The sequence below is a fragment of the Methylotenera sp. genome, assembly GCF_029945705.1.
GTDB lineage: Bacteria > Pseudomonadota > Gammaproteobacteria > Burkholderiales > Methylophilaceae > Methylotenera.
In genome coordinates, this window is the sequence record NZ_JAQSDC010000004.1 from 191,609 (window position 1) to 214,606 (window position 22,998).

Sequence of the window (22,998 nt, forward strand, 5' to 3'; positions counted from 1 at the left end):
TATCATAACGCAATAAAACTTATACCAATAATAGTAAATGTTCCCGCTCCCAAGAGCTAATCACACGGTTATAGGTACCATATTCCAGCTCTTTTACCGCGCAAAAAGCATCAACAAATTTTGTGCCAAAAAGCTCATGCATGGGTTCGCAATTGCGCAACAGTTCAATTGCATCTTCTAGGTGATGTGGTAAATCGTGCGCCATATTCCACGCGCTAGTTGTTAGTGCTTCAGTAGGTTGCTGTGCTTCTACTATTCCTTGATAACCACAAGCCAGCGTGGCGGCAATCGCTAAGTAGGGGTTTACGTCCACGCCGGGGACGCGGTTTTCAACACGCCTTGAATTGGCGTGAGAGTTTGGTACGCGTATGCCACAAGTGCGATTGTCATAACCCCATCGTACATTAGTCGGAGCCGACATAAATGGCGCTAATCTGCGATACGAGTTTACATACGGCGCAAACATTGGCATCACTTGCGGAACGTATTTTTGTAAGCCTGCGATGTAGTGAAAGAATTCTGGGCTAGCGCTGCCATCAGCTTTGCTAAATATATTGTTACCGTCAGCATCAATAATGCTTTGGTGGATATGCATGGCGCTGCCAGGTTCAGCCTCCATCGGTTTTGCCATGAATGTGGCAAATATGCCGTGACGCAAAGCCGTTTCGCGCACAGTGCGTTTGAATAAAAATACGCGGTCTGCTAATTCCAATGGGTCGCCGTGTGTGAAGTTGATTTCCATCTGGCCTGCGCCAGCTTCGTGAATCAACGTCTCAACGCCCAATCTATGTACGTCGCAGAATTTAGAAAGCTCCATGAAGAATGGGTCAAAATCATTTACAGCATCAATTGAATAACTTTGCCTGCCTGCTTCAGGTTTACCTGTACGCCCAATAGGTGGTTGCAGAGGTTCATGTGGGTTTTGTTGGCGTGCAACTAAGTAAAACTCCATTTCAGGTGCCACTACAGGGCGCCATCCACGTTGCGTGTAAAGGTCAATCACACGACGCAACACAGCACGAGGTGAAAGTGCCACTGGCGTGCCATCCCACTCCAAGCAATCGTGAATAACAACTGCGACAGGCTCAGCAGCCCAAGGCACGACTCTAAAGGTCGAAATGTCTGGTTTGCAGACCATGTCGGGGTCGGTATCGCCCACATATGGTCCATTATCAGGTTGCTGACCGTTTACCGTATTCAGCAACACACTTTTAGGTAAGCGCATTTCACCAGCACTTAAAAACAAATCTTTAGGTAAGATTTTACCGCGTGCGATACCTGTCATATCGGGGATGACACACTCAATTTCGTGAATGTGGTTTTCAGTAATAAGTTGAGAAATCGATTTGTTCATAGCTAACCTTTAGTGTGTTTTATTAACTTCTACTTTAGAACTCTACGCGGCATTTTACAATCAAGTTACAATCAAAAGTTGAAAAGCATGCCGCTTGTCGGTATAATTCGTTAATTCTGAAACGGGAAGAGTATAAAGCTCCTCCCGTTTTGCGTATCTGCCATTTGTTCATGATTAATACTATGATGAACTTAGCACTAAAAATTAATTAATGTTTTAATCCAAGGAGTTACCGTGTCACAAAACCTGCCCGCCATACTAGTACTTGCAGATGGAACTGTGTTTCGTGGAACATCAATCGGTGCTTCAGGCCAAACAGTGGGTGAGGTTGTATTCAATACCTCAATGACTGGCTACCAAGAGATTCTTACAGATCCATCTTACACCAAACAAATCGTCACACTAACTTATCCACACATTGGTAACTATGGCGTGAACCTTGAAGACGTAGAGTCAGGCAAAGTATACGCAAGTGGTTTGATTATTCGTGACTTGCCGCTGACGCACAGTAACTTTAGAAACACTCAATCTTTATCTGACTATTTAAGCGATAACAATGTTGTGGCGATTGCTGATATTGATACGCGTAAGTTAACCAGAATATTGCGTGAAAAAGGTGCGCAAACTGGTGCGGTAATAGCAGGCGAGGCTGATGAGGTTATAGCGATTGCATTGGCACAAGCTGCGATTGCAGGTTTCCCAGGTTTATCTGGCATGGATTTAGCAAAAGTGGTGAGCTGTGATAAGCCGTATGAGTTTACCGAGGGTGAGTGGGCGCTAGGCAAAGGCTTTGCTTACGCAGCCACGCCAAAATTTCACGTAGTGGCTTACGACTACGGTGTTAAACGCAATATTTTACGTATGCTAGTTTCTCGCGGCTGTAAAGTTACCGTGCTACCGGCGCAAACTTCTGCGGCTGATGCGCTGGCATATAAGCCAGATGGCGTGTTTCTTTCTAATGGCCCTGGTGACCCAGCGCCTTGCGACTATGCAATTTCAGCCATCAAAACTATCGTCGAAACTGGCGTTCCAACCTTTGGTATTTGTTTGGGTCATCAATTGTTGGTCTTAGCGAGTAACGCTAAAACGCACAAAATGAAATTTGGCCACCATGGTGCAAACCATCCAGTGCAAGATGTTGAATCTAAACGTGTGTACATCACCAGTCAAAACCATGGTTTTGCGGTAGATGCTGCAAATTTACCAGCTAATATCAAAACCACGCATGTTTCATTGTTTGATGGTAGTTTGCAAGGTATCGCACGTACAGACAAACCTGCATTCAGCTTTCAAGGTCATCCAGAAGCAAGTCCTGGCCCAACTGAGATGAGCTATTTGTTTGATAAGTTTGTACAATCGATGACTGCGCAAAAGCAGGGTGCAAGAAAGTAAAAGTTTTAAATGGAGTTTATTGAGCTAAGCAAGTGGTTAAATGTTTGGTTTGGTAAACTGCCGAAAGATTGGCAACTTTGGTTAGCGCATAACTATTGGTGGATTGTTGGGTCACTTTTAATGATTGTTATCTATAAAGTTGCGCGACAAGAATCGATAGCGCAAAGCGGCAAAGTTGAGGTGGAGTGGTACAGCCCGATGCAGTGGGTGGCGCGCTTCCAGCAGATTAAAGAGGAAAATAGGCGGAAACTGCCTGAAAGTACGCGATCATTCTTAGATAAGATATATCGCGTGATTGAGTTGGGTCACACAGTTGCTGACTATATATACGGATTGATTGCGTGTTTTTTAGGGCTTCTAGGTATTGTTGTTTCAATCATACTGAACCCCTTTGTAGCATGGTGGATGTTTTTACCATCAGCATTTTTGTTCTATATTGGTTATAAAATGTTGCGCGCTGGCCGCGTTAAATAGTGGTTTTAAAAAAATTAAATATTTATAAAGTTAAATTGAATGGCAAAACGTACAGACATTAAATCTATTCTAATCATCGGCGCAGGTCCAATTGTGATTGGGCAAGCTTGCGAGTTTGACTATTCTGGCGCGCAGGCATGTAAAGCGCTTCGCGAAGAAGGCTACCGTGTGATTCTGGTGAACTCAAACCCAGCAACCATCATGACCGATCCAGAAATGGCCGATGCGACCTATATCGAGCCTGTGACTTGGCAAGTGGTTGAGAAAATCATTGCTAAAGAGCGCCCAGATGCTTTATTACCAACAATGGGCGGCCAAACTGCGCTAAATTGCGCATTAGATTTAGATAAACATGGCGTATTGGCAAAATATAAAGTTGAGCTAATCGGCGCCTCAAAAGAGGCGATTGATAAAGCTGAAGATCGTCAAAAATTTAAAGAAGCTATGACTAAAATTGGCTTGGGTTCAGCACGTTCTGCTGTCGCTCATAGCATGGAAGAAGCTTTGCAAGTGCAAGCGAGCATTGGTTATCCTACGATTATTCGCCCATCATTTACCATGGGCGGTAGCGGTGGTGGTATTGCTTACAACCGTGAAGAGTTTGTAGAAATTTGCGAGCGTGGTCTTGATGCTTCACCAACTAATGAGTTGCTGATTGAAGAATCGCTATTAGGCTGGAAAGAGTATGAGATGGAAGTCGTTCGCGACTCAGCGGATAACTGCATCATTATTTGTTCAATTGAGAACCTAGACCCAATGGGTGTGCATACGGGTGACTCGATTACCGTTGCACCCGCACAAACGCTTAGCGATAAAGAATATCAAATAATGCGTAATGCCTCACTGGCAGTGTTGCGTGAAATTGGTGTGGATACTGGTGGTTCAAACGTACAATTTGCCATTAATCCTGATGATGGTCGTATGATTGTGATTGAGATGAACCCACGTGTTTCACGTTCATCGGCGCTGGCTTCAAAAGCCACAGGTTTCCCTATTGCGAAAGTGGCGGCTAAGTTGGCGGTCGGTTTCACATTAGATGAATTGCGCAATGAAATTACCGGCGGGGCTACGCCAGCATCATTCGAGCCATCGATTGATTACGTGGTCACAAAAATTCCTCGTTTTGCTTTTGAAAAATTCCCGCAGGCAGATTCACGCTTAACTACGCAAATGAAGTCGGTGGGCGAAGTAATGGCCATCGGCCGTACTTTCCAAGAGTCATTCCAAAAAGCTTTGCGTGGTCTTGAAGTTGGTGTTGATGGCTTGGATGAAAAAACCACAGATTTAGACACCATTACCAAAGAAATGGGCGTACCAGGTCCTGAGCGTATTTGGTATGTCGGCGATGCTTTTAGAATGGGCATGAGTGTTGAACAAGTATTCGACATTTCAAAAATTGACCATTGGTTCCTAGTTCAAATTAAAGATTTAATTGATCGTGAACAAGCACTGAAAGGCAAACAGATTGCTGATTTAGATAAGCAATCCATGCTTAAATTAAAACGCAGCGGTTTTTCTGATAGACGCTTAGCAACTCTACTTAATACCGACCAACACGCTGTACGTGCTTACAGACAAGCTTTGCAGGTTCGCCCTGTATACAAGCGTGTAGATACTTGTGCAGCAGAGTTTTCGACTAACACTGCTTACATGTATTCAACATACGAAGAAGAGTGTGAAGCTGCACCAACCAATAAAAAGAAAATTATGATTTTGGGCGGTGGTCCTAATCGTATTGGTCAAGGTATTGAGTTCGACTACTGTTGTGTACATGCTGCATTTGCAATGCGTGAAGATGGTTACGAAACCATTATGGTGAACTGTAACCCTGAAACGGTTTCGACCGATTACGATACGTCAGACCGCTTGTATTTTGAGCCAGTAACACTAGAAGACGTACTAGAAATCGTTGCACTGGAAAAACCAGTAGGCGTGATTGTGCAATACGGTGGACAAACGCCACTTAAACTAGCACGTGATTTAGAAAAAGCAGGTGTGCCTATCATTGGTACCACGCCAGACGCGATTGATATGGCAGAGGATCGCGAACGTTTCCAAAAAATGTTGCAAACACTGGGTTTAAAACAACCGCCAAACCGCACTGCGAGAACGCCAGATGAGGCTATACGTTTAGCCTTAGAAATCGGTTACCCGCTCGTTGTTCGTCCTTCTTATGTGCTGGGTGGTCGCGCAATGGAGATTGTGCAAGAGCAATCTCAGCTTGAACGTTATATGCGTGAAGCGGTAAAAGTATCGAATGAATCGCCTGTATTGTTAGACAGGTTCCTAAATGACGCGCTAGAAGTTGATGTCGATGCACTTTGTGATAACACGGGTGATGTGATTATTGGCGGCATTATGGAGCACGTTGAACAAGCTGGAGTGCATTCTGGCGACTCAGCCTGCTCATTACCGCCGTTTAGCTTATCTGCAAAATTACAAGATGAGTTGCGTGACCAAACTAAACAAATGGCTCGTGCTCTGGGTGTAGTTGGTCTAATGAATGTACAGTTTGCCATTCAAGGAAAAACAGTATTTGTGTTGGAAGTAAATCCACGTGCATCACGCACAGTGCCATTTGTTTCTAAAGCCTGTGGTTTACAGTTGGCTAAAGTAGCGGCACGCTGCATGATAGGTACTTCACTGAAAGCACAGGGTGTAACGCGTGAGATTGTGCCACCGTTCTATTCAGTGAAAGAAGCGGTATTCCCGTTCATTAAATTTCCAGGCGTAGATACTATCTTAGGCCCAGAAATGAAATCTACAGGCGAAGTGATGGGTGTTGGTGCAACTTTTGCTGAGGCTTTCCTTAAATCGCAGTTAGGCGCTTCTACTAAGCTGCCTGAAGGCGGCAGAGCGTTTATTAGCGTACGTAAAGAAGATTACAATAAAGTCGTTGAAATCGCTCATGCTTTGCACGATTTAGGTTTTGAATTGGTGGCGACTAAAGGCACTGCGACTGCATTAACGGCAAATGGCTTAAAAGTGGCTTCAGTGAATAAAGTTGCAGAAGGTCGTCCGCATATTGTGGATATGATTAAAAATGGCGACATTAGCTTTATTGTGAATGTGACTGAAGACAAGCGTGCTGTGGTTGACTCTTACGAAATTCGTCGTAGTGCATTGCAAAATAAAGTGACTTACTACACAACGTTAGCTGGTGCTAAGGCAGCGTGTGTAGGTATGGCACATATGCAAGAATTAACGGTTGAGTCACTTCAAGACTTGCATAAAAAGCTTTCTTAAAATACACTAGTTTTTTAATTCACAACCATACCAAAATTTAACTACACATAAATTTTGGTATGTGTTTTAAAAGCCACACTCTATATGAGTGTGGTTTATTTTTTTAGCTTAATAGATTTTAGATAAGGTTTAGCAATATGGCAGTTACCCAAATACCCGTTACCGTTAAAGGTGCAGAGCAACTTAAAGAAGAGCTTTTACGCTTACGCAGCGTAGACCGCCCATGGGTCATTCAGGCCATTGCTGAAGCACGTGCGCAGGGTGACTTGTCTGAAAATGCTGAATATGAAGCAGCTAAAGAGCGCCAAAGCTTTATTGAAGGCCGTATTGCTGAAGTTGAAGCTAAGCTTTCAAATGCTATGATTATTGACCCATCGACGCTACACGCCGATGGTCGCTGTGTCTTTGGTTCAACAGTTAGAATCGAGGATTTAGATAGCGGTAATATCATTACCTACCAAATTGTGGGTGACGACGAAGCGGATATTAAAAACGGTAAAATTTCAGTGAGCTCACCAATTTCACGCGGTCTAATTGGCAAGTCTGAAGGAGATGTTGCTGAGGTTATGGCGCCAGGCGGCGTTAAAGAATATGAAATTTTAGAAGTGCAATATATCTAATGACAAATCATTGGCTAGATAAATTTAGTTTAATACTGATCACTTTCTGGGTTGGTGCTTTGTGGACAACGGGCGCCGTTGCTTATTCACTATTTCATACTCTGCAAGATAATCAATTGGCAGGCCAACTAGCAGGACAATTTTTCACCTACGTGTCTTACTTAGGTTTGTTCTCAGCGTTTTATCTGCTGATTCATCGCTTACTTGGCCATGGTACGCAAGCACTTAAGCAGTCTTATTTTTGGGCATTGCTCGTTATGTTGCTGTTGGTGCTGGCTGGACACTTCGGCATTCAGCCGATATTGGTACAATTAAAAGCTGATGCTTTTCCTGCGGATGTGATGCAAAGTGTGTTTGCTAATCGATTTAAGGCTTGGCACGGCGTAGCAAGTATTGCGTATGTAGTGGAATGCTTGTTAGGCTTTGTGGTGGTTGTTAAAAAATAATTGGCTTTTAAATAAGTGCTTAGTAGAAGCAGTTCGGAAATCGCTTCTACATCGAGCAATTACTTTGTTGGAACAACGATTTTTGGCTTAGTCGCTGATTTTCTATAAACGACTAGTTGTTTACCAATATGGTGTACTGCTACTGCGTCGGTTTGTGTGCAAATATCTACCAACAGTTGAGCACGCAATTCTCTATCATCACCCGTAACTTTGATTTTAATCAGCTCATGCGCATCTAAGTTCAGGTTAATTTCTTTTAATACAGCCTCTGATAAGCCTTTATTACTTATCATAACCACTGGATTTAAATTGTGTGCAAGGCCACGTAAGTAGCTAATTTGTTTTGAGTTCACGGCGGTATGTCTTCTTGAGTTATCTTATTGATTTATATAGGCGAGCAGTTTAACAGATGAAACTAAAACCTTCCAGCAAAGCTTGGATCCACGAACATATCAATGATGAATTTGTGAAGCGTGCACAAAAAGAGGGCTATAGAGCGCGCGCGGCTTATAAGCTTACGGAAATTGACGATAAAGATAAACTGATTAAGCCTGGCATGACTGTTGTAGACTTAGGCTCGACACCAGGCAGCTGGTCGCAAGTGACCGTACAGCGATTAAAAGGTCAAGGGCGCATTATTGCTTTGGATTTGCTCGAAATGGAGCCAATTAAAGGCGTAGAGTTTATTCAAGGCGACTTTCGTGAAGAGGCCATCCTTAAAATATTAGAAAAAAGTTTAAATGGCAAGCAAGTAGACCTTGTAATTGCCGATATGGCACCCAATATGTCAGGTATTACTATCGTTGACCAAGCGGGCGCAGCTTATTTAACTGAGTTGGCCTTGGAGTTTAGTAAAGAGTGGCTGAAACCAAGCGGTAATTTTTTGGTCAAAGTATTCATAGGTGAAGGCTTTGATGACATTGTAAAAAATATGCGGACTATGTTTGATAAAGTAGTGACGCGTAAGCCTAAGGCATCACGCGGCAGAAGTAGTGAAGTTTATTTGTTGGGATTGGGTCGTAAACCCTAATCAAGAGTGTTATTTTATGGTTAATCCTAAAGACAATTTTTGTAAAAAGCGTAGTATGGTAATTAGCAAGTTGCGAGTTAAGTAATAGTTAGTTAAACAAGTAGTCATAAAGCAGTGAATTAGCTACATAGATAATTCCCTTTCAAAAAAAGGAACGATATTTTGAACAATATATTTAAGAATATTGCCATTTGGTTGGCGATTGCCATGGTCTTATTGGCAATTTTCAATGTGTCTGGCGTTAAAAATGGCGCAGACAGCCAAGTAGTGTACTCACAATTTATTCAGCAAGTCAAAAACGGTCAAATTGCTAAAGTGCAAATTGATGGACGTGTATTGCACGGCACAACGCACGATGGTAAAAAATTCAACACCTTTGCACCTTCTGACCCTTGGTTGGTTTCTGATTTGTTGAAAAATAACGTCACCGTTGAAGCCAAGCCAGATGAAGAGCAATCATTATTGATGAGCATATTTGTTTCATGGTTCCCAATGATATTGTTAATAGGCGTTTGGATTTTCTTTATGCGCCAAATGCAAGGCGGCGGCAAAGGCGGTGGTCCATTTTCTTTCGGTAAAAGCAAAGCACGTCAATTAGATGAAACTAATAACACCACAACATTTGCTGATGTAGCTGGTTGTGATGAAGCCAAAGAAGAGGTCACGGAAATTGTAGAGTTTTTACGTGACCCAACTAAATTCCAAAAGCTCGGTGGTCGTATTCCGCGCGGGGTTTTGATGGTTGGTCCTCCAGGAACTGGTAAAACTTTGCTTGCTCGCGCGATTGCGGGTGAGGCAAAAGTACCGTTCTTCACTATTTCAGGTTCTGATTTTGTGGAGATGTTTGTGGGTGTGGGTGCATCACGTGTCCGTGATATGTTTGAGAATGCAAAGAAAAATTCACCATGCATTATCTTTATTGATGAGATTGATGCGGTAGGACGTAGCCGTGGATCTGGCACAGGTGGTGGTAATGATGAGCGCGAACAAACATTAAACCAGTTATTGGTTGAGATGGATGGTTTTGAAGGTAACTCTGGCGTGATTGTGATTGCTGCGACTAACCGTGCAGATGTGCTAGATAAAGCCTTGTTACGTCCGGGTCGTTTCGACCGTCAAGTGATGGTGTCATTACCTGACATTAAAGGACGTGAGCAAATCTTGATGGTACATATGCGTAAAGTGCCAATTGATGTTGATGTTAAAGCCGATATTTTGGCGCGTGGTACACCTGGTTTTTCAGGTGCAGATTTAGCTAACTTAGTGAATGAGGCCGCTTTATTTGCTGCCCGCCGCAACAAACGTACTGTGGATATGCAAGATTTTGAAGACGCAAAAGACAAAATCTACATGGGCCCAGAACGTAAATCTATGGTGATGCGTGAGGAAGAACGTCGCAATACTGCTTATCATGAGTCTGGTCATGCGGTAGTGGCTAAATTGTTGCCGAAAGCCGACCCTGTGCATAAAGTAACGATTATGCCGCGTGGTTGGGCATTAGGTTTAACATGGCAATTGCCAGAGTTTGACCGTATTAGTAACTATAAAGATAAGATGTTGGAAGAAATCTCCATTTTATTTGGTGGTCGTATTGCTGAAGAAATCTTCATGCATCAAATGTCTACTGGCGCATCAAACGACTTTGAACGTGCGACCAAATTAGCGCGCTCTATGGTGACAAAGTACGGTATGAGTGATGCACTTGGTATTATGGTGTATGCAGGGGATGAGCAAGACTCTTTCTTTGGTAGCATGAGCTCAAAAACGGTTTCTGAGGCAACCCAGCAAAAAGTAGATACAGAAATTCGCCGTATTTTAGATGAGCAATATGGTATTGCGCGTAAGTTACTAGAAGATAATCGCGATAAAGTCGAAGCAATGACAGCTGCTTTAATGGAGTACGAAACGATTGATTCTGATCAAATCAATGACATTATGGCAGGCATTACAGTGCGCCCACCAAAGCCAACGCAAAGTAAAGCTAATCCGCCACGAGATTCAGGCTCAGCGGGGTTAGGTGCGAAACCTACACCGCAACCTACGGCTAAAAATGAGTAATAGGTAAAATTAAAAAGGGCTAGATTTCTAGCCCTTTTTTTATGTTGTGAAATTTAAGTATAATGCGATATGAAATCTGACTCTCAACCAAGCTCTCTTCTCCAGCAAGAGTTCTCATGCGGCAAGTATCAACTAACACTCAATCGACCACATGTCATGGGTATTGTAAATGTTACGCCAGACTCTTTTTCTGACGGCGGAAAATTCTCATCTACTGATTTAGCTGTCGAGCATGCTTTAAAGCTTATAGCTGAAGGCGCTGATATTTTAGATATAGGCGGTGAATCTTCCCGTCCTGGTGCTGCTATTGTTAGTTTGGACGATGAGCTTAAGCGAGTTATTCCTGTGATTGAAGCTTTAAGTAAGACTTGCAATGTACCTATTTCAATTGATACTTATAAACCTGAAGTGATGCGTCAAGCAATCGCAGCAGGGGCAGATATTGTGAATGATGTTCGTGCTTTGCAAGAACCTAATGCGTTAGAGATTGTTGCACATAGTAAGGTGGGTGTTTGTTTGATGCACATGCAAGGCACACCTCAAACCATGCAGCTAGATCCGCATTATGCTGATGTAGTCAGTGAAGTTAAGCAGTTTCTTGTAGATAGGGTGAATGCAGCACTGGCACATGGCATTGAAAAAAATCGTATTTTGTTAGATCCCGGTTTTGGTTTTGGTAAAACACGCGCGCATAATATTGCCCTCATTCAGCATTTGGATGAATTGAGTGTAATCGATCTGCCTTTGTTAGTTGGATTATCACGCAAATCTGTACTTGGTTCTATTACAGGTGCAGATGAAGGGCAACGCCTATATGCCAGTATTGCAGCCTCAGTCATTTCCGCTATGAAAGGCGCTAAAATAATACGTGTGCACGATGTGAAAGCAACCGTAGATGCGCTTAAAGTTGTGACAGCGATTCAATAAAAGAAGATCTATTATACAGATGCTCTATAAAACTATAATAAAGTAGGATAAATAATGAGTAAAAAATATTTTGGTACTGATGGCATTCGCGGCAAGGTAGGCGAACATCCCATTACGCCAGACTTTTTGATGCGCCTTGGTTATGCCGCAGGGAAGGTGCTGACTTCTGTCAATAGCAGCCTTGCAAAAGATGCGCATCCTGCGGTGTTAATTGGTAAAGATACGCGCATCTCTGGCTATATGTTAGAAGCTGCATTGGAAGCAGGTTTGTCTGCTGCAGGCGTGGATGTATTGCTAACAGGCCCAATGCCAACACCAGCCGTCGCTTACCTCACACGCGCCTTGCGTGCTCAAGCGGGTATCGTTATTTCAGCCTCGCATAATCCTTATTATGATAACGGTATAAAGTTTTTCTCAAGTGAAGGCGCAAAACTGCCTGATGATATTGAGCATGCCATTGAAGCTGAGTTGGAAAAACCAATGCAGGTGATGGAATCAGCAAAGCTTGGTAAAGCACGCCGTATAGACGATGCAGCAGGGCGTTATATTGAGTTTTGCAAAAGTACTTTTCCTAACAATTTAGACCTGCGTGGTTTAAAAATCGTACTGGATTGCGCGCACGGTGCTACTTATCATGTGGCCCCCAATGTTTTTCATGAGCTGGGGGCGGAAATTGTATGTATCGGCAATAAGCCTGATGGCCTCAATATTAACGAGCAGGTCGGTTCCACGCACCCGCAAGCCTTGCAGAAAGCCGTGCTTGAACATCAAGCAGATTTAGGCATAGCGTTTGATGGTGATGGTGACCGCGTCATGATGGTTGATGCACAAGGTAGTCTATTAGATGGCGATCAGTTGCTTTACATTATTGCCATGGGCTTGCATGCAAAAGGCGAGCTAAAAGGCGGAATTGCTGGTACGCTGATGACTAACCTTGCGTTAGAGCATGCTTTGCAAAAAAATAAAATTCCATTCGCTCGCGCTAAAGTGGGTGATAGATATGTGCTGGAATTATTGAATGAACATAACTGGAAGTTGGGTGGTGAGAATTCAGGTCATATCCTCACTTTAGATAAACATACCAGTGGTGATGCGATTATCGCTGCACTGCAAGTGCTAGATGCCTTAAAACAAAGTGGTAAAACACTCACCCAAATGAATGCGGAGTTGGTGCTTTATCCGCAAGTGCTCATCAATGTCACTACAAAAACTAAGCTGAATTTAGATATTCCACCAATTCAACATGCAGTTAAAAAAGCTGAAGAAGATTTAAATGGTGCAGGTCGCGTGCTACTGAGGGCCTCAGGTACAGAACCTAAAATTCGCGTGATGGTGGAAGGCCAAGATAGGGTTTTAGTGCAGAAATTGGCTGAAGAAATTGCTGAAGTAGTCAGGGGCGCAGCGAGCTAAAAAATTTAATGCAACTCGGAGTTTGGTTAATCCTATTAACCAAACTCCGCTAAATGAAATTAGTTAGCGTGGAGTAAACGTCTAAATGTTAAGACTTAGCGTCTTCTTCCATTTGTTCTATCGTGGTGTGGCGTACATCTTTACCTTTTACCATGTATACAACGTATTCAGAGATGTTTTTTGCATGGTCGCCGATACGTTCAATCGCTTTCGATACAAACAATACTTCTAGTGACATTGAGATGGTGCGTGGGTCTTCCAGCATAAATGTAATTAGCTGACGAATGGTCATTTGATATTGGCCATCCACTTGCTCGTCCATTTGCGCAATCGGTAAAACCTTTGTGGCATCTGAGCGGGCAAAGGCATCAAGTGACATGTGTAACATTTCACGTGTTAAGTTGGCCATTGTTTTGATTTCAGCAAAACGCGGCGTCCACATACGATCAGTTTCACTTGATTTTAATGCTAAGCGTGCCACTTTTGCAGCTTCATCACCAATACGCTCTAAGTCTGTAATGGTTTTAATCATCATTAGCACCATGCGTAAATCTCCAGCAGCTGGCTGGCGCAAGGCAATAATATGGCTACAATCTTCATCAATTTGTACTTCAAGCGCATTTACTTGATGGTCATTATTGATGACACGTTTTGCTAGTTTGGCATTTGATGTAGTGAGTGCATCTAAAGCATCCACAATCTGCTGGTCAACGAGTGAACCCATTTCAAGTACTTTAGCGCGTACGGCCTCTAATTCGGAGTCGTACTGTTTGTATATATGTTCAGATCCCATCACTTATTCCTTTTAAAAGCTTATTCAGTAGAACAAAAAAATTAATTGCTTGGCTAGTTTTAGCTAAATTAATTAGCCGAATTTACCTGTGATGTAATCTTCTGTTTCTTTACGGCTAGGGCGCGTAAAAATCGTATTGGTTTGATCAAATTCCATCAGTTCACCTAAGTACATATAAGCGGTGTAATCTGATACACGTGCCGCTTGTTGCATGTTATGCGTCACGATAACGATGGTGTACTCTTTTTTCAGCTCATGTATCAAGTCTTCAATACGCGCTGTAGAGATTGGGTCTAGCGCAGAACATGGTTCATCAAGTAACAATACATTTGGTTTCACAGCCACACCACGCGCAATGCACAAGCGTTGTTGTTGACCGCCTGAAAGACCAGAACCACTTTGATGAAGTTTATCTTTTACTTCATTCCAAATGGCAGCTTTTTGCAAAGCCCATTCAACGCGGTCATTCATCTCTGATTTAGATAAGTTCTCGTAAAGCTTTACGCCAAATGCAACATTGTCGTAAATAGACATTGGAAATGGTGTTGGTTTTTGGAAAACCATACCCACTTTAGCGCGCAGCAAATTTAAATCTTGTTCGGCTGAGTGAATATCTTTGCCATCAAGCAAGATTTTTCCTTCAACACGTTGCTTAGGATAGAGCTGATACATACGGTTAAACGTACGTAGCAGGGTAGATTTTCCGCAGCCAGATGGGCCAATGAAAGCGGTGACTTGGCTTGCTGGAATATCAATATTGATATCTTTAAGCGCATGAAATTTACCGTAGTAGAAATTCATGTTTTTGGCTGAGATCTTCGCTTGAAGAGTTTGCGTGGACATATTTAAGTAATCCTAAACTAACTGTGAGATTGATTTTGACGGAACACCGTGCGAGCCAATATATTGAGGCCAAGCACGAAGAGGGTAATGAGTAATGCGCCAGCCCATGCTAGGTGCTGCCAGTCTTCATATGGACTCATTGCGAATTGGAAAATCACAACCGCTAAACTTGAAATAGGTTGGTTCATATCGGTGCTCCAGAACTGATTATTCAACGCAGTGAATAATAGTGGTGCGGTTTCGCCGCTGATACGAGCAACGGCAAGTAATAGCCCTGTCAAAATACCAGTCCTTGCAGACTTGTAAACGACATTCACAATGACTTTCCAGTAAGGGGCACCGAGTGCGGCTGCGGCCTCACGCAATGTACTAGGCACTAATGACATCATATTTTCTGTGGTACGTACTACTACAGGTATTACCAATAGTGACAGAGCAAATGAACCAGCCCAGCCAGAAAAGTGGTTAACACTATGTACGGCTACTTCATAAACAAATAGGCCGATGACAATAGATGGTGCTGATAGCAGGATGTCGTTAATGAATCTAGTTGTTGGTGCTAACCAGCCTGATTTTCCGTATTCTGAAAGATAGGTTCCCGCCAATATACCTACTGGTGTGCCGATGACTGTCGCGAAAAACACCATGTATAAACTACCTACAATGGCATTTAACAAGCCGCCTGAGCTGCCAGGAGGAGGTGTCATTTTAGTAAATACATCTAATGTTAAATGGCTAAGACCTTGGCTGAACAATGTCCATAAAATCCATACTAAGAATGTGAGTGCAAATATAACTGTACCAACAGATAAGCTTAGTGTCAGTCCGTTCACAAATTTACGACGCATGTAGCGCTTGTTATCAAGGCCTTTCATGACTGTTTCGCTTTTCAAGATTGTTTCCCTTCACGCAGTGATAAGCGTATCAATAACAATTTAGCCAGTGACAGCACAATAAATGTGATCACAAATAATGTTAAACCTAGTGTGATGAGTGATGAGGTGTAAACATCACCGACCGCTTCAGTAAATTCGTTAGCTAAGGCGGACGAAATCGTATTACCTGGCATCATAAGCGAGGCAGATAACTCATGCGCATTACCAATCACAAATGTCACTGCCATGGTTTCGCCAAGGGCTCTGCCTAAACCTAGCATAATGCCGCCAACTACACCTGTTTTCGTATATGGAAGTACAACGTTCCAAATGACTTCCCAAGTGGTTGAGCCTAGTCCGTAGGCAGACTCTTTAAGCATACTAGGAACAATCTCAAACACATCTCTCATGACTGATGCTGTGTATGGAATCACCATAATGGCGAGAATAAAACCTGCGGTAAACATGCCAATACCCATAGGTGGGCCTTGAAACAAAGTGCCGATTAAAGGCAATGCACCAAGATTATCATTCATCCAAGGTTGCACGTGGTCAGCAAACAATGGTGCGAATACAAATAAGCCCCACATGCCGTAAATAATACTTGGGATACCTGCAAGTAGCTCAATCGCTACGCCAATTGGACGTTTAAGCCAATTGGGAGAGAGTTCTGTAATAAAGATAGCAATACCAAAGCTCACAGGGATGCCGATGAGCATGGCAATTAATGCGGTGATAAACGTACCGTAAATTGGCACTACACCGCCGAAATCAATCGTAACTGGGTTCCATGCCGTACTTGTGAAAAAAGATGCGCCGAACATTTTTAACGCGGGCAAGCTACCCACTAACAAGGTAATAATTATGCCAAACAGTAGGATGAAAACTAGGAAAGCAAAAAACATGGTGGTATAGCGAAACAGCTTATCTAGCGTCGCTCCAATGTTTTTATTTTGTGGACTATTCGGCATTGAAATTGATTCTCGAATGATGTGTTGTTCATTTAAAACTGCTGAGGGGGTATACATATCCATTGTTACATTTCCTTTAGCAGTGTTTAAGTTGATTAAAGTTAACAGGCGCAATCTAATTGCGCCTGTTAACTTTAGTGACTACTTTTACTTCTTATTTTACTTTACTAATTTGAAATTATTTAGTCCAAACAGCAGCGCCATCTTTGCTTTTTATGTTTGTTTTCCAGCTAGTTTCAATCAACTTTACGACGTTGTCAGGCATTGGTACGTAGTCCAAAGCCTTTGCCATTAAAGCGCCATTGCTGTAGCTCCAATCAAAGAATTTAAGCACTTCAGCACCGTTGGCTGGTTTATCTTGTAGTTTGTGCATCAAGATAAAGCTAGCGCCAGTGATAGGCCATGTTGCTTTGCCTGGCTCGTTAGTCAAAATTTCGTAAAAACCAGGTGCTTTTTCCCATTCAGCGTATTTAGCAGCAGATTGGAAGCTTTCGATACTTGGTTTAGCAAACTCACCATCGCGGTTTTGCAAGCTTACAGTAGGTAAATTGTTTTGTTTAGCGAATGCATATTCAACATAACCAATAGAACCTTTAATACGTTGTGCGTATGAAGCTACGCCTTCATTACCTTTGCCGCCTAAACCAGTTGGCCAAGCAACAGAAGTATCAGCACCTACTTTGTCACTCCACTCTTTGCTTACTTTGCTTAAGTAGTTGGTGAATACAAAAGAGGTACCAGAACCATCAGAACGGTGAACTACAGTAATTGCTGTATCTGGCAATGCTAAGCTTGGATTAAGCGCTTTAATTGCTGGGTCATTCCATTTAACGATTTTTTTCAAATAAATGTTAGCTAGCACTTCACCGTTTAGGCGCATTTCACCATCGGTAACACCAGGCACGTTCACTACAGGAACCACGCCACCAACTACCGCTGGGAATTGAATTAAACCAGCTTTTTCTAGTTCTTCTGGTTTTAATGGTTTGTCAGAAGCACCGAAGTCTACTGTTTTATTAGTGATTTGTTTAATACCACCACCAGAACCGATAGACTGGTAATTTAACTTAACACCAGTTTTAACATTGTATGATTCAGCCCATTTTGCATAGATTGGGTACGGGAAAGTCGCGCCAGCACCAGTAATGTCAGTTGCGAATGCGCTAGGGGCGAGGATAAGACCTGCTGTTAAAAGTGCTGCCTTAAGATTAAAGTTGCTTACTTGCATTAATTTCTCCTGTTTGTTTCATGAGTAGGTTTAACTTGATGACTATTCTAAAAATCAAATATGACAATTTAATGACAAATTGAAGAAACGCTAAAAATAAAAAAAGGGAATGCTAAGAGTCCCTTGTTAATTTAATAAGCTAAAGTTTTAGCTACTTTAAGAATGTGCTACCAAAATGATAGCTAATCGCTGCGATTAAACCCGCACAAGGAATGGTAAGCACCCATGCCCAAACGATGCGAGATGCCAAGCCCCAGCGTACTGCAGATACGCGCCTTGACAGCCCAACGCCAACAATTGCGCCAGTAATCGTGTGCGTAGTTGAGACTGGAATACCGAGTGAAGTCGCAATAAATAAGGCGATAGCGCCGGATGTTTGTGCGCAGAAGCCACCAGAAGGGCGAATGCGCGTAATACCCATTCCCATAGTCCGGACTATGCGCCAACCACCAAATAGTGTGCCGCATGCCATCGCAATTTGACAAGAAATGACTACCCAAAACGGCACATGGAAATCACCTTGAATATAACCATTGGCATAGAGTAAAACGGCAATAATACCCATGGTTTTTTGTGCATCGTTACCACCATGGCCTAAGCTGTAAAGCGATGAAGATACAAATTGAAGTTTATTAAACATGCGTTCTGTAGGGTAAGGCGATGATTTTTCGTAAATCCACAACACCAGCACCATGAGGATGAGCGCGAGTAACATGCCGAATAAAGGAGACAGAATAATAGCAACAGATGTTTTAATTAGACCCTCTGCGACAATAGCGCCAGTACCTGCTTTAGCAACCCCAGCGCCTACCAAACCACCAACTAATGCATGAGATGAAGATGATGGAATACCAAACCACCAAGTAATTAAGTTCCACGAGATTGCGCCGCTGAGCGCACCAAATATCACGGCGTTATCAATAATCTCTTTAGAAATAATACCTTTGCCGACAACATTGGCAACATGTAGCCCAAAAAACAAAAAGGCGATTAAGTTGAAAAATGCCGCCCAAACTACTGCAGCTTGAGGTGTAAGTAAGCGTGTGGAAACCATAAGTGCAATGGAGTTTGCTGCATCGTGAAAGCCGTTCATGAAGTCAAACATGAGAGCAACCACCACGAGCAATGCCATGATGAGGATTGCGTGATCCATATCGTGCTCCTTAAATACGCTCTAGCACGACACCGTGGATTACATCGGCTACATCTTCACAGCTATCAACCGCCATTTCAAATAAATCATAAAGCTCTTTAGATCTAATAAGTTTTCGTGCATCAGACTCTTCATCGAACAAGCGGCGCATTCCAGCTCGCATGACATGGTCCGCTTCACCTTCGATTGCACTAATTTCTTCACAAGTGCGTAAAATACGTTCAGCGTTTTTCATGTCAGAAAGCATATTCACGGCATCACGGACTTTTTCAGATGCGCGCAATAAAATTTGACCTAACGCTACCATTTCAGGTGTGAAATCGCTATGGCCGTAGATTTTAGAGCTTTGTGGAATATCTTCCATGTAATCGATAATGTCATCAAGCGCCATGGCTAGTTCGCGAATTTCGCGGCGGTCGAATGGGGTAATGTAAGTTTTGTGGAGTGAGAGAAGAATTTCTTTGGTGTATTCATCAGCTTGGGATTCGATGGCTCTGATTTCGGCAAAATGCTCTTCGAATTTGGCTGGGTCGTTCACTGCCGACATCATGGCAAGTACTTTGGAGCCTTTAACTGCGCTATCTGCCAAGTTGTTAAACAACACAAAGTAATTGTCATTACGTGGTGATATTGCAGCCATTAATCTACCGAAAACAGCATTTGCCATACTTCATTCTCCCAATATTTTTATTACAAATTTATTGCAATTTTATTTCAAATTTATTATTTCGCTATTTTAACCGCCCAAGATTAAATCCGCGAGCGCTAATGTCATAAATAACTAAATTTCTTACGATATAATCCATTCAAATTTTTACATTAGTTACTATAAAGAAATTATGAATCAAAAAGTGCTATTTTTAACAGAGTTTCTCGGTACGGCACTGCTTTTGGCGATAGTCACTGGCTCGGGCATTATGGGCGACACACTTTCCTCAGGTAATGCTGCTGTAGCCTTGCTCGGCAACAGCATTGCTACGGGCTGTGGGTTATATGTATTGATTACATTATTAGCGCCGATTTCAGGTGCGCATTTTAATCCAGTGGTTAGCATTATGTTTTGGCGTGAGGGGAAATTAAGTCTTTCGACACTCTTTAACTATGTTGTTGCCCAATTTATCGGGGCAATCAGCGGTGTTTGGCTTGTGCATATGATGTTTACCTTACCGCTCATTCAAATCTCCACAAAGCCACGTATTGGTTTTGGTCTCTGGCTAAGTGAGTTAACTGCTACACTGATATTGCTTACAGTGATTCGTTTGGGTATCAAGTACGCCAGCGACAAAGTTGCGTTGTTGGTAGCTTTAACTGTGACTGCTGGGTACTGGTTTACCTCCTCTACTTTTTTCTCAAACCCAGCGGTGACCGTAGCCAGAAGTCTCACCAATACTTTTGTCGGCATTCAGCCTGCGGATGTTTTGGTCTTTATTTCCGCGCAAATTGCGGCGGTACTGTTAATGCTTATTCTCATGAAAGTTGACTTTAAATGAGCGTCACTATTTACCATAATCCATCCTGTGGAACTTCTAGAAACACCTTGGCCATGATACGTGCTAGTGGGGTAGAGCCTGAAGTGATTGAATATGTTAAGAATCCACCAAGTAGAGAGCGTTTAGTTGAACTTATGAATGCCATGGGTGGCAGTGTGCGTGCGATTATCCGCGAAAAAGGTACGCCTTACGCTGAGTTAGGTTTAGATAATACAAGCCTATCGGATGACGCTTTGATAGACGCCATGATGCAACATCCGATTCTTATCAATCGTCCAATTGTCGTGACTAGCAAAGGCGTAAAATTATGTCGCCCATCAGAATTGGTATTAGATATTTTAGAAAATCCAAATATTGGTATTTTTACTAAAGAAGATGGTGAAGTGGTTAATGGGGCAACTAAAGTTTGTTAGCCAATGAACACGATATAACGCAGGCTTTGATTAGTGGTATTGATAATGCTAGCGCAGCGGAAAAAAATATAAGTGAACTATTGACGCATATATTCAAACACGCTGCGCCACATAAGGCTGTGGTGGTGTTTGATACGCGTTGTGAGTTAGCGAGCGCTTTGACGCAAGCCTATAGACATTGCCTGCCAGATGCACATTTTGTGGATTTTGATAAACACACGCCAGATGCTGTATTAGCGGTATTGGCTGGTTTAGAAGCGTCAGACTTGGTGGTGCTCATTCAATCGACTAATTTCAGGCTGGAGGCTTTTCGTATTCGCGTTGAGCTTTTTAAACGCGGGCTCAAAGTCATTGAGCATCCGCATTTGAGTCGTATGGTGGGGGTCGAGGTTGGCTACTATATTGATGCATTAGCATATGACCCCGTATATTTTCGTGGAGTGGGTGAGCGCCTTAAAGCTATCATCAATCAAGCGCAGTCTGGATGTATAGATAGCGGTGGTAATGAGTTTCCAGAGGCTCGTTTGATGATTGGTTCAGCTTTTGAGTCGGCCAAACTCAATGTGGGCGATTACAGCGAGATGCAAAATATAGGCGGGCAATTTCCCATCGGCGAGGTATTCACCGAAGCTCGTGATTTGGAGGCCGTGAATGGACGTGTGCGCATCTTTGCCTTTGGCGACACGCAATACAGAGTCAACCGCCCAGATAACCCCATCACTTTGATTGTTGAACGCGGACAAGTGGTCGCCACTGAAGATAGTACGCCGCAGTTCGATGCTGTGTTGGCTAATATTCGCGCTGATGAGCAAGTAGTTTGGTTGCGCGAAATCGGCTTTGGCCTTAATCGCGCTTTCAGCAGAGATCGAGCTGTGAGTGACATCGGCAGTTATGAGCGTATGTGTGGTGTTCATTTATCGTTAGGTGCTAAACACGGTGTTTACGGTAAGCCCAACTTTAAGCGCGGTGACGGCAAGTATCATATAGATGTATTTGCCGTGACTGAACGAGTCACTTTAGACGAGCAAGTGGTTTATCTTGATGGTGCTTGGTGTGTTGGACTGGAGTAATAAAGGGGTATCTTTTGCTGTATAATATCGGCTTTCAATAGCATCACAAATCAATGTAGAAACCATTATGGAAGCCGAGCAACTCAATATCATCGCGAATCGATTAGTCGATTTAGTCGAGCGCAACAACTCCCTTAGGGGGTATCTTTGACTTTGAGACTAAGTCTCAAAGGTTAGAGGAAGTAAATGGTCTCCTAGAAGACCCAAAAGTCTGGGACGACAACAAAAAAAGCCAAGAGTTAGGCAAAGAAAAACGTGCCTTAGAACTAGTCGTCAATAGTTTACTTTCTGTTGAAACTAGCTTAAGTGACAGCCGCGAGCTATTTGAAATGGCACGTGAAGAAAACGATGACGACACTTTACTCAGTGTGGATGCTGACTCGCAAGCAGTAGAAAAACAAGTGGCAGAAATGGAGTTCCGCCGCATGTTTTCTGGCGAGCTAGATATGAATAACTGTTTTATCGAGTTTCAGTCTGGTAGCGGCGGTACAGAGGCGCAAGATTGGGCAGCCATGCTGCTTCGTATGTATCTAAGATATTGCGAACGCAAAGGCTTTAAAGTGGAAGTGCTAGAAGAGTCTGATGGCGATGTGGCTGGCATCAAAGGTGCTTCAATCAAGGTCACTGGCGACTATGCATACGGCACATTAAGAACTGAAAATGGCGTACATCGCTTGGTGCGTAAATCACCGTTTGACAGTAACGCCAAACGCCATACCTCATTTGCCAGCGTACAGATTTTCCCTGAAGTAGATGACTCGATTCAAATTGATATTAACCCAGCCGATTTGCGTATTGACACTTATCGCGCCAGTGGTGCGGGTGGTCAGCATATTAATAAAACCGATTCTGCTGTGCGTATTACCCATCTTCCTACCAATACCGTGGTGCAATGTCAAAATGACCGCTCACAACATCGTAACCGTGATGAAGCGATGAATATGCTTAAAGGTGCGTTGTATAACCTAGAGCTAAACAAGCGTAATGCAGATAAGCAAGCGCTTGAAGATGCTAAAACCGATATTGGTTGGGGGCATCAAATCAGGTCTTACGTGCTAGACCAAGGCCGCATTAAAGATTTACGTACCAATGTGGAAATTGGTAATACGCAAGGCGTGCTAGATGGCGACCTTGACCCATTTATACAAGTCAGTTTGAAGCAGGGCGTTTAGCCTATAGTTGCAATCAAAAAAATCGTGCTATAT

22 protein-coding genes are annotated in these 22,998 nt (G+C 42.9%); 13 read left to right on the forward strand and 9 right to left on the reverse strand.

Annotation, left to right across the window (positions count from 1 at the left end; translation table 11 throughout):
- Positions 1-19: 19 nt before the first annotated feature.
- Positions 20-1,354, reverse strand: a complete 1,335-nt coding sequence (locus PSU78_RS01860) for a glutamine synthetase family protein (RefSeq protein WP_300383369.1) — start codon at positions 1,352-1,354, stop codon at positions 20-22.
- A gap of 234 nt (positions 1,355-1,588) precedes the next feature.
- On the opposite strand from PSU78_RS01860, the gene carA reads away from it, so the two are divergent.
- The 5 genes from carA (at position 1,589) to PSU78_RS01885 (ending at position 7,532) form a co-directional block, all read left to right on the forward strand.
- Positions 1,589-2,746, forward strand: coding sequence for a glutamine-hydrolyzing carbamoyl-phosphate synthase small subunit (gene carA / locus PSU78_RS01865; protein WP_300383372.1), 1,158 nt, complete (start codon positions 1,589-1,591; stop codon positions 2,744-2,746).
- A 9-nt stretch (positions 2,747-2,755) separates the two neighbouring features.
- A complete protein-coding gene (locus PSU78_RS01870) occupies positions 2,756-3,220 on the forward strand; it encodes a hypothetical protein (protein WP_300383375.1) in 465 nt (154 codons plus the stop codon).
- Between the two features lie 39 nt (positions 3,221-3,259).
- On the forward strand, positions 3,260-6,466 hold the full coding sequence (gene carB / locus PSU78_RS01875) for a carbamoyl-phosphate synthase large subunit (RefSeq protein ID WP_300383378.1): 3,207 nt from the start codon (positions 3,260-3,262) through the stop codon (positions 6,464-6,466).
- A gap of 137 nt (positions 6,467-6,603) precedes the next feature.
- Positions 6,604-7,086 (forward strand): transcription elongation factor GreA, encoded by a 483-nt coding sequence (greA, locus tag PSU78_RS01880; RefSeq protein WP_300383381.1) that lies wholly within the window; start codon positions 6,604-6,606, stop codon positions 7,084-7,086.
- Positions 7,086-7,532 (forward strand): DUF4149 domain-containing protein, encoded by a 447-nt coding sequence (locus PSU78_RS01885; protein WP_300383384.1) that lies wholly within the window; start codon positions 7,086-7,088, stop codon positions 7,530-7,532. Before greA ends, PSU78_RS01885 begins: the two co-directional genes overlap by 1 nt.
- Before the next feature lie 59 nt (positions 7,533-7,591).
- Here PSU78_RS01885 and PSU78_RS01890 read toward each other — a convergent pair whose 3' ends face one another.
- Entirely contained in the window at positions 7,592-7,885 is a 294-nt protein-coding gene (locus tag PSU78_RS01890) for a YhbY family RNA-binding protein (RefSeq protein ID WP_300383386.1), read from the reverse strand.
- 56 nt (positions 7,886-7,941) lie between these two features.
- Here PSU78_RS01890 and rlmE point away from each other — a divergent pair, with 56 nt between their 5' ends.
- The 4 genes from rlmE to glmM all read left to right on the forward strand — a co-directional run bounded on the left by rlmE (position 7,942) and on the right by glmM (position 12,957).
- Positions 7,942-8,562, forward strand: a complete 621-nt coding sequence (gene rlmE, locus PSU78_RS01895) for a 23S rRNA (uridine(2552)-2'-O)-methyltransferase RlmE (protein ID WP_300383387.1) — start codon at positions 7,942-7,944, stop codon at positions 8,560-8,562.
- A gap of 162 nt (positions 8,563-8,724) precedes the next feature.
- Positions 8,725-10,620, forward strand: a complete 1,896-nt coding sequence (ftsH, locus tag PSU78_RS01900; protein ID WP_300383390.1) for an ATP-dependent zinc metalloprotease FtsH — start codon at positions 8,725-8,727, stop codon at positions 10,618-10,620.
- Positions 10,621-10,689: 69 nt separating this feature from the next.
- A complete protein-coding gene (gene folP / locus PSU78_RS01905) occupies positions 10,690-11,547 on the forward strand; it encodes a dihydropteroate synthase (RefSeq protein WP_300383393.1) in 858 nt (285 codons plus the stop codon).
- A 54-nt stretch (positions 11,548-11,601) separates the two neighbouring features.
- Complete coding sequence (glmM, locus tag PSU78_RS01910) at positions 11,602-12,957, forward strand: phosphoglucosamine mutase (RefSeq protein ID WP_300383396.1); 1,356 nt, start codon at positions 11,602-11,604, stop codon at positions 12,955-12,957.
- An 88-nt stretch (positions 12,958-13,045) separates the two neighbouring features.
- Here the strand turns inward: glmM and phoU are convergent, their stop codons facing one another.
- The 7 genes from phoU to PSU78_RS01945 all read right to left on the reverse strand — a co-directional run bounded on the left by phoU (position 13,046) and on the right by PSU78_RS01945 (position 19,487).
- The gene (phoU, locus tag PSU78_RS01915) at positions 13,046-13,750 is read right to left on the reverse strand and encodes a phosphate signaling complex protein PhoU (RefSeq protein ID WP_300383399.1); all 705 of its coding nucleotides are present in this window, start codon (positions 13,748-13,750) and stop codon (positions 13,046-13,048) included.
- A gap of 72 nt (positions 13,751-13,822) precedes the next feature.
- The gene (gene pstB / locus PSU78_RS01920; protein WP_300383401.1) at positions 13,823-14,593 is read right to left on the reverse strand and encodes a phosphate ABC transporter ATP-binding protein PstB; all 771 of its coding nucleotides are present in this window, start codon (positions 14,591-14,593) and stop codon (positions 13,823-13,825) included.
- A 17-nt stretch (positions 14,594-14,610) separates the two neighbouring features.
- The gene (gene pstA / locus PSU78_RS01925; RefSeq protein WP_300383867.1) at positions 14,611-15,468 is read right to left on the reverse strand and encodes a phosphate ABC transporter permease PstA; all 858 of its coding nucleotides are present in this window, start codon (positions 15,466-15,468) and stop codon (positions 14,611-14,613) included.
- Between the two features lie 14 nt (positions 15,469-15,482).
- Positions 15,483-16,502 carry a phosphate ABC transporter permease subunit PstC gene (pstC, locus tag PSU78_RS01930; protein WP_300383404.1) on the reverse strand — a complete coding sequence of 340 codons (1,020 nt, stop codon included), beginning with the start codon at positions 16,500-16,502 and terminating at the stop codon, positions 15,483-15,485.
- A 115-nt stretch (positions 16,503-16,617) separates the two neighbouring features.
- The gene (gene pstS, locus PSU78_RS01935; RefSeq protein WP_300383406.1) at positions 16,618-17,667 is read right to left on the reverse strand and encodes a phosphate ABC transporter substrate-binding protein PstS; all 1,050 of its coding nucleotides are present in this window, start codon (positions 17,665-17,667) and stop codon (positions 16,618-16,620) included.
- Between the two features lie 151 nt (positions 17,668-17,818).
- Positions 17,819-18,820, reverse strand: a complete 1,002-nt coding sequence (locus PSU78_RS01940) for an inorganic phosphate transporter (protein WP_300383409.1) — start codon at positions 18,818-18,820, stop codon at positions 17,819-17,821.
- A 10-nt stretch (positions 18,821-18,830) separates the two neighbouring features.
- The gene (locus tag PSU78_RS01945; RefSeq protein ID WP_300383411.1) at positions 18,831-19,487 is read right to left on the reverse strand and encodes a DUF47 domain-containing protein; all 657 of its coding nucleotides are present in this window, start codon (positions 19,485-19,487) and stop codon (positions 18,831-18,833) included.
- Between the two features lie 184 nt (positions 19,488-19,671).
- Between PSU78_RS01945 and PSU78_RS01950 the strand changes: the two genes are divergently transcribed.
- The 4 genes from PSU78_RS01950 (at position 19,672) to prfB (ending at position 22,965) form a co-directional block, all read left to right on the forward strand.
- Complete coding sequence (locus tag PSU78_RS01950) at positions 19,672-20,310, forward strand: MIP/aquaporin family protein (RefSeq protein ID WP_300383413.1); 639 nt, start codon at positions 19,672-19,674, stop codon at positions 20,308-20,310.
- The gene (arsC, locus tag PSU78_RS01955; protein ID WP_300383416.1) at positions 20,307-20,723 is read left to right on the forward strand and encodes an arsenate reductase (glutaredoxin); all 417 of its coding nucleotides are present in this window, start codon (positions 20,307-20,309) and stop codon (positions 20,721-20,723) included. Before PSU78_RS01950 ends, arsC begins: the two co-directional genes overlap by 4 nt.
- Positions 20,717-21,793, forward strand: a complete 1,077-nt coding sequence (locus PSU78_RS01960) for a hypothetical protein (RefSeq protein WP_300383418.1) — start codon at positions 20,717-20,719, stop codon at positions 21,791-21,793. The genes arsC and PSU78_RS01960 overlap by 7 nt, the downstream gene beginning before the upstream one ends.
- A gap of 67 nt (positions 21,794-21,860) precedes the next feature.
- Positions 21,861-22,965, forward strand: a protein-coding gene (gene prfB, locus PSU78_RS01965; protein WP_300383421.1) for a peptide chain release factor 2 whose coding sequence is annotated in 2 segments (ribosomal slippage) — positions 21,861-21,941 and positions 21,943-22,965 — 1,104 coding nt in all. Because the reading frame shifts where the segments join, the coding sequence is not laid out codon by codon here.
- Positions 22,966-22,998 lie beyond the last annotated feature (33 nt).

Excerpts from the sequence above, each read along its gene's own strand:
- PSU78_RS01885 (WP_300383384.1), top strand. The coding sequence starts at position 7,086 with ATGACAAATCATTGGCTAGATAAATTTAGTTTAATACTGATCACTTTC.
- pstA (WP_300383867.1), bottom strand. The coding sequence starts at position 15,468 with ATGAAAGGCCTTGATAACAAGCGCTACATGCGTCGTAAATTTGTGAAC.
- folP (WP_300383393.1), top strand. The coding sequence starts at position 10,690 with ATGAAATCTGACTCTCAACCAAGCTCTCTTCTCCAGCAAGAGTTCTCA.
- PSU78_RS01945 (WP_300383411.1), bottom strand. The coding sequence starts at position 19,487 with ATGGCAAATGCTGTTTTCGGTAGATTAATGGCTGCAATATCACCACGT.
- phoU (WP_300383399.1), bottom strand. The coding sequence starts at position 13,750 with ATGGGATCTGAACATATATACAAACAGTACGACTCCGAATTAGAGGCC.
- PSU78_RS01870 (WP_300383375.1), top strand. The coding sequence starts at position 2,756 with ATGGAGTTTATTGAGCTAAGCAAGTGGTTAAATGTTTGGTTTGGTAAA.
- PSU78_RS01940 (WP_300383409.1), bottom strand. The coding sequence starts at position 18,820 with ATGGATCACGCAATCCTCATCATGGCATTGCTCGTGGTGGTTGCTCTC.
- rlmE (WP_300383387.1), top strand. The coding sequence starts at position 7,942 with ATGAAACTAAAACCTTCCAGCAAAGCTTGGATCCACGAACATATCAAT.
- pstS (WP_300383406.1), bottom strand. The coding sequence starts at position 17,667 with ATGCAAGTAAGCAACTTTAATCTTAAGGCAGCACTTTTAACAGCAGGT.
- glmM (WP_300383396.1), top strand. The coding sequence starts at position 11,602 with ATGAGTAAAAAATATTTTGGTACTGATGGCATTCGCGGCAAGGTAGGC.
- greA (WP_300383381.1), top strand. The coding sequence starts at position 6,604 with ATGGCAGTTACCCAAATACCCGTTACCGTTAAAGGTGCAGAGCAACTT.
- arsC (WP_300383416.1), top strand. The coding sequence starts at position 20,307 with ATGAGCGTCACTATTTACCATAATCCATCCTGTGGAACTTCTAGAAAC.
- pstC (WP_300383404.1), bottom strand. The coding sequence starts at position 16,502 with ATGGATATGTATACCCCCTCAGCAGTTTTAAATGAACAACACATCATT.
- PSU78_RS01860 (WP_300383369.1), bottom strand. The coding sequence starts at position 1,354 with ATGAACAAATCGATTTCTCAACTTATTACTGAAAACCACATTCACGAA.
- carB (WP_300383378.1), top strand. The coding sequence starts at position 3,260 with ATGGCAAAACGTACAGACATTAAATCTATTCTAATCATCGGCGCAGGT.
- pstB (WP_300383401.1), bottom strand. The coding sequence starts at position 14,593 with ATGTCCACGCAAACTCTTCAAGCGAAGATCTCAGCCAAAAACATGAAT.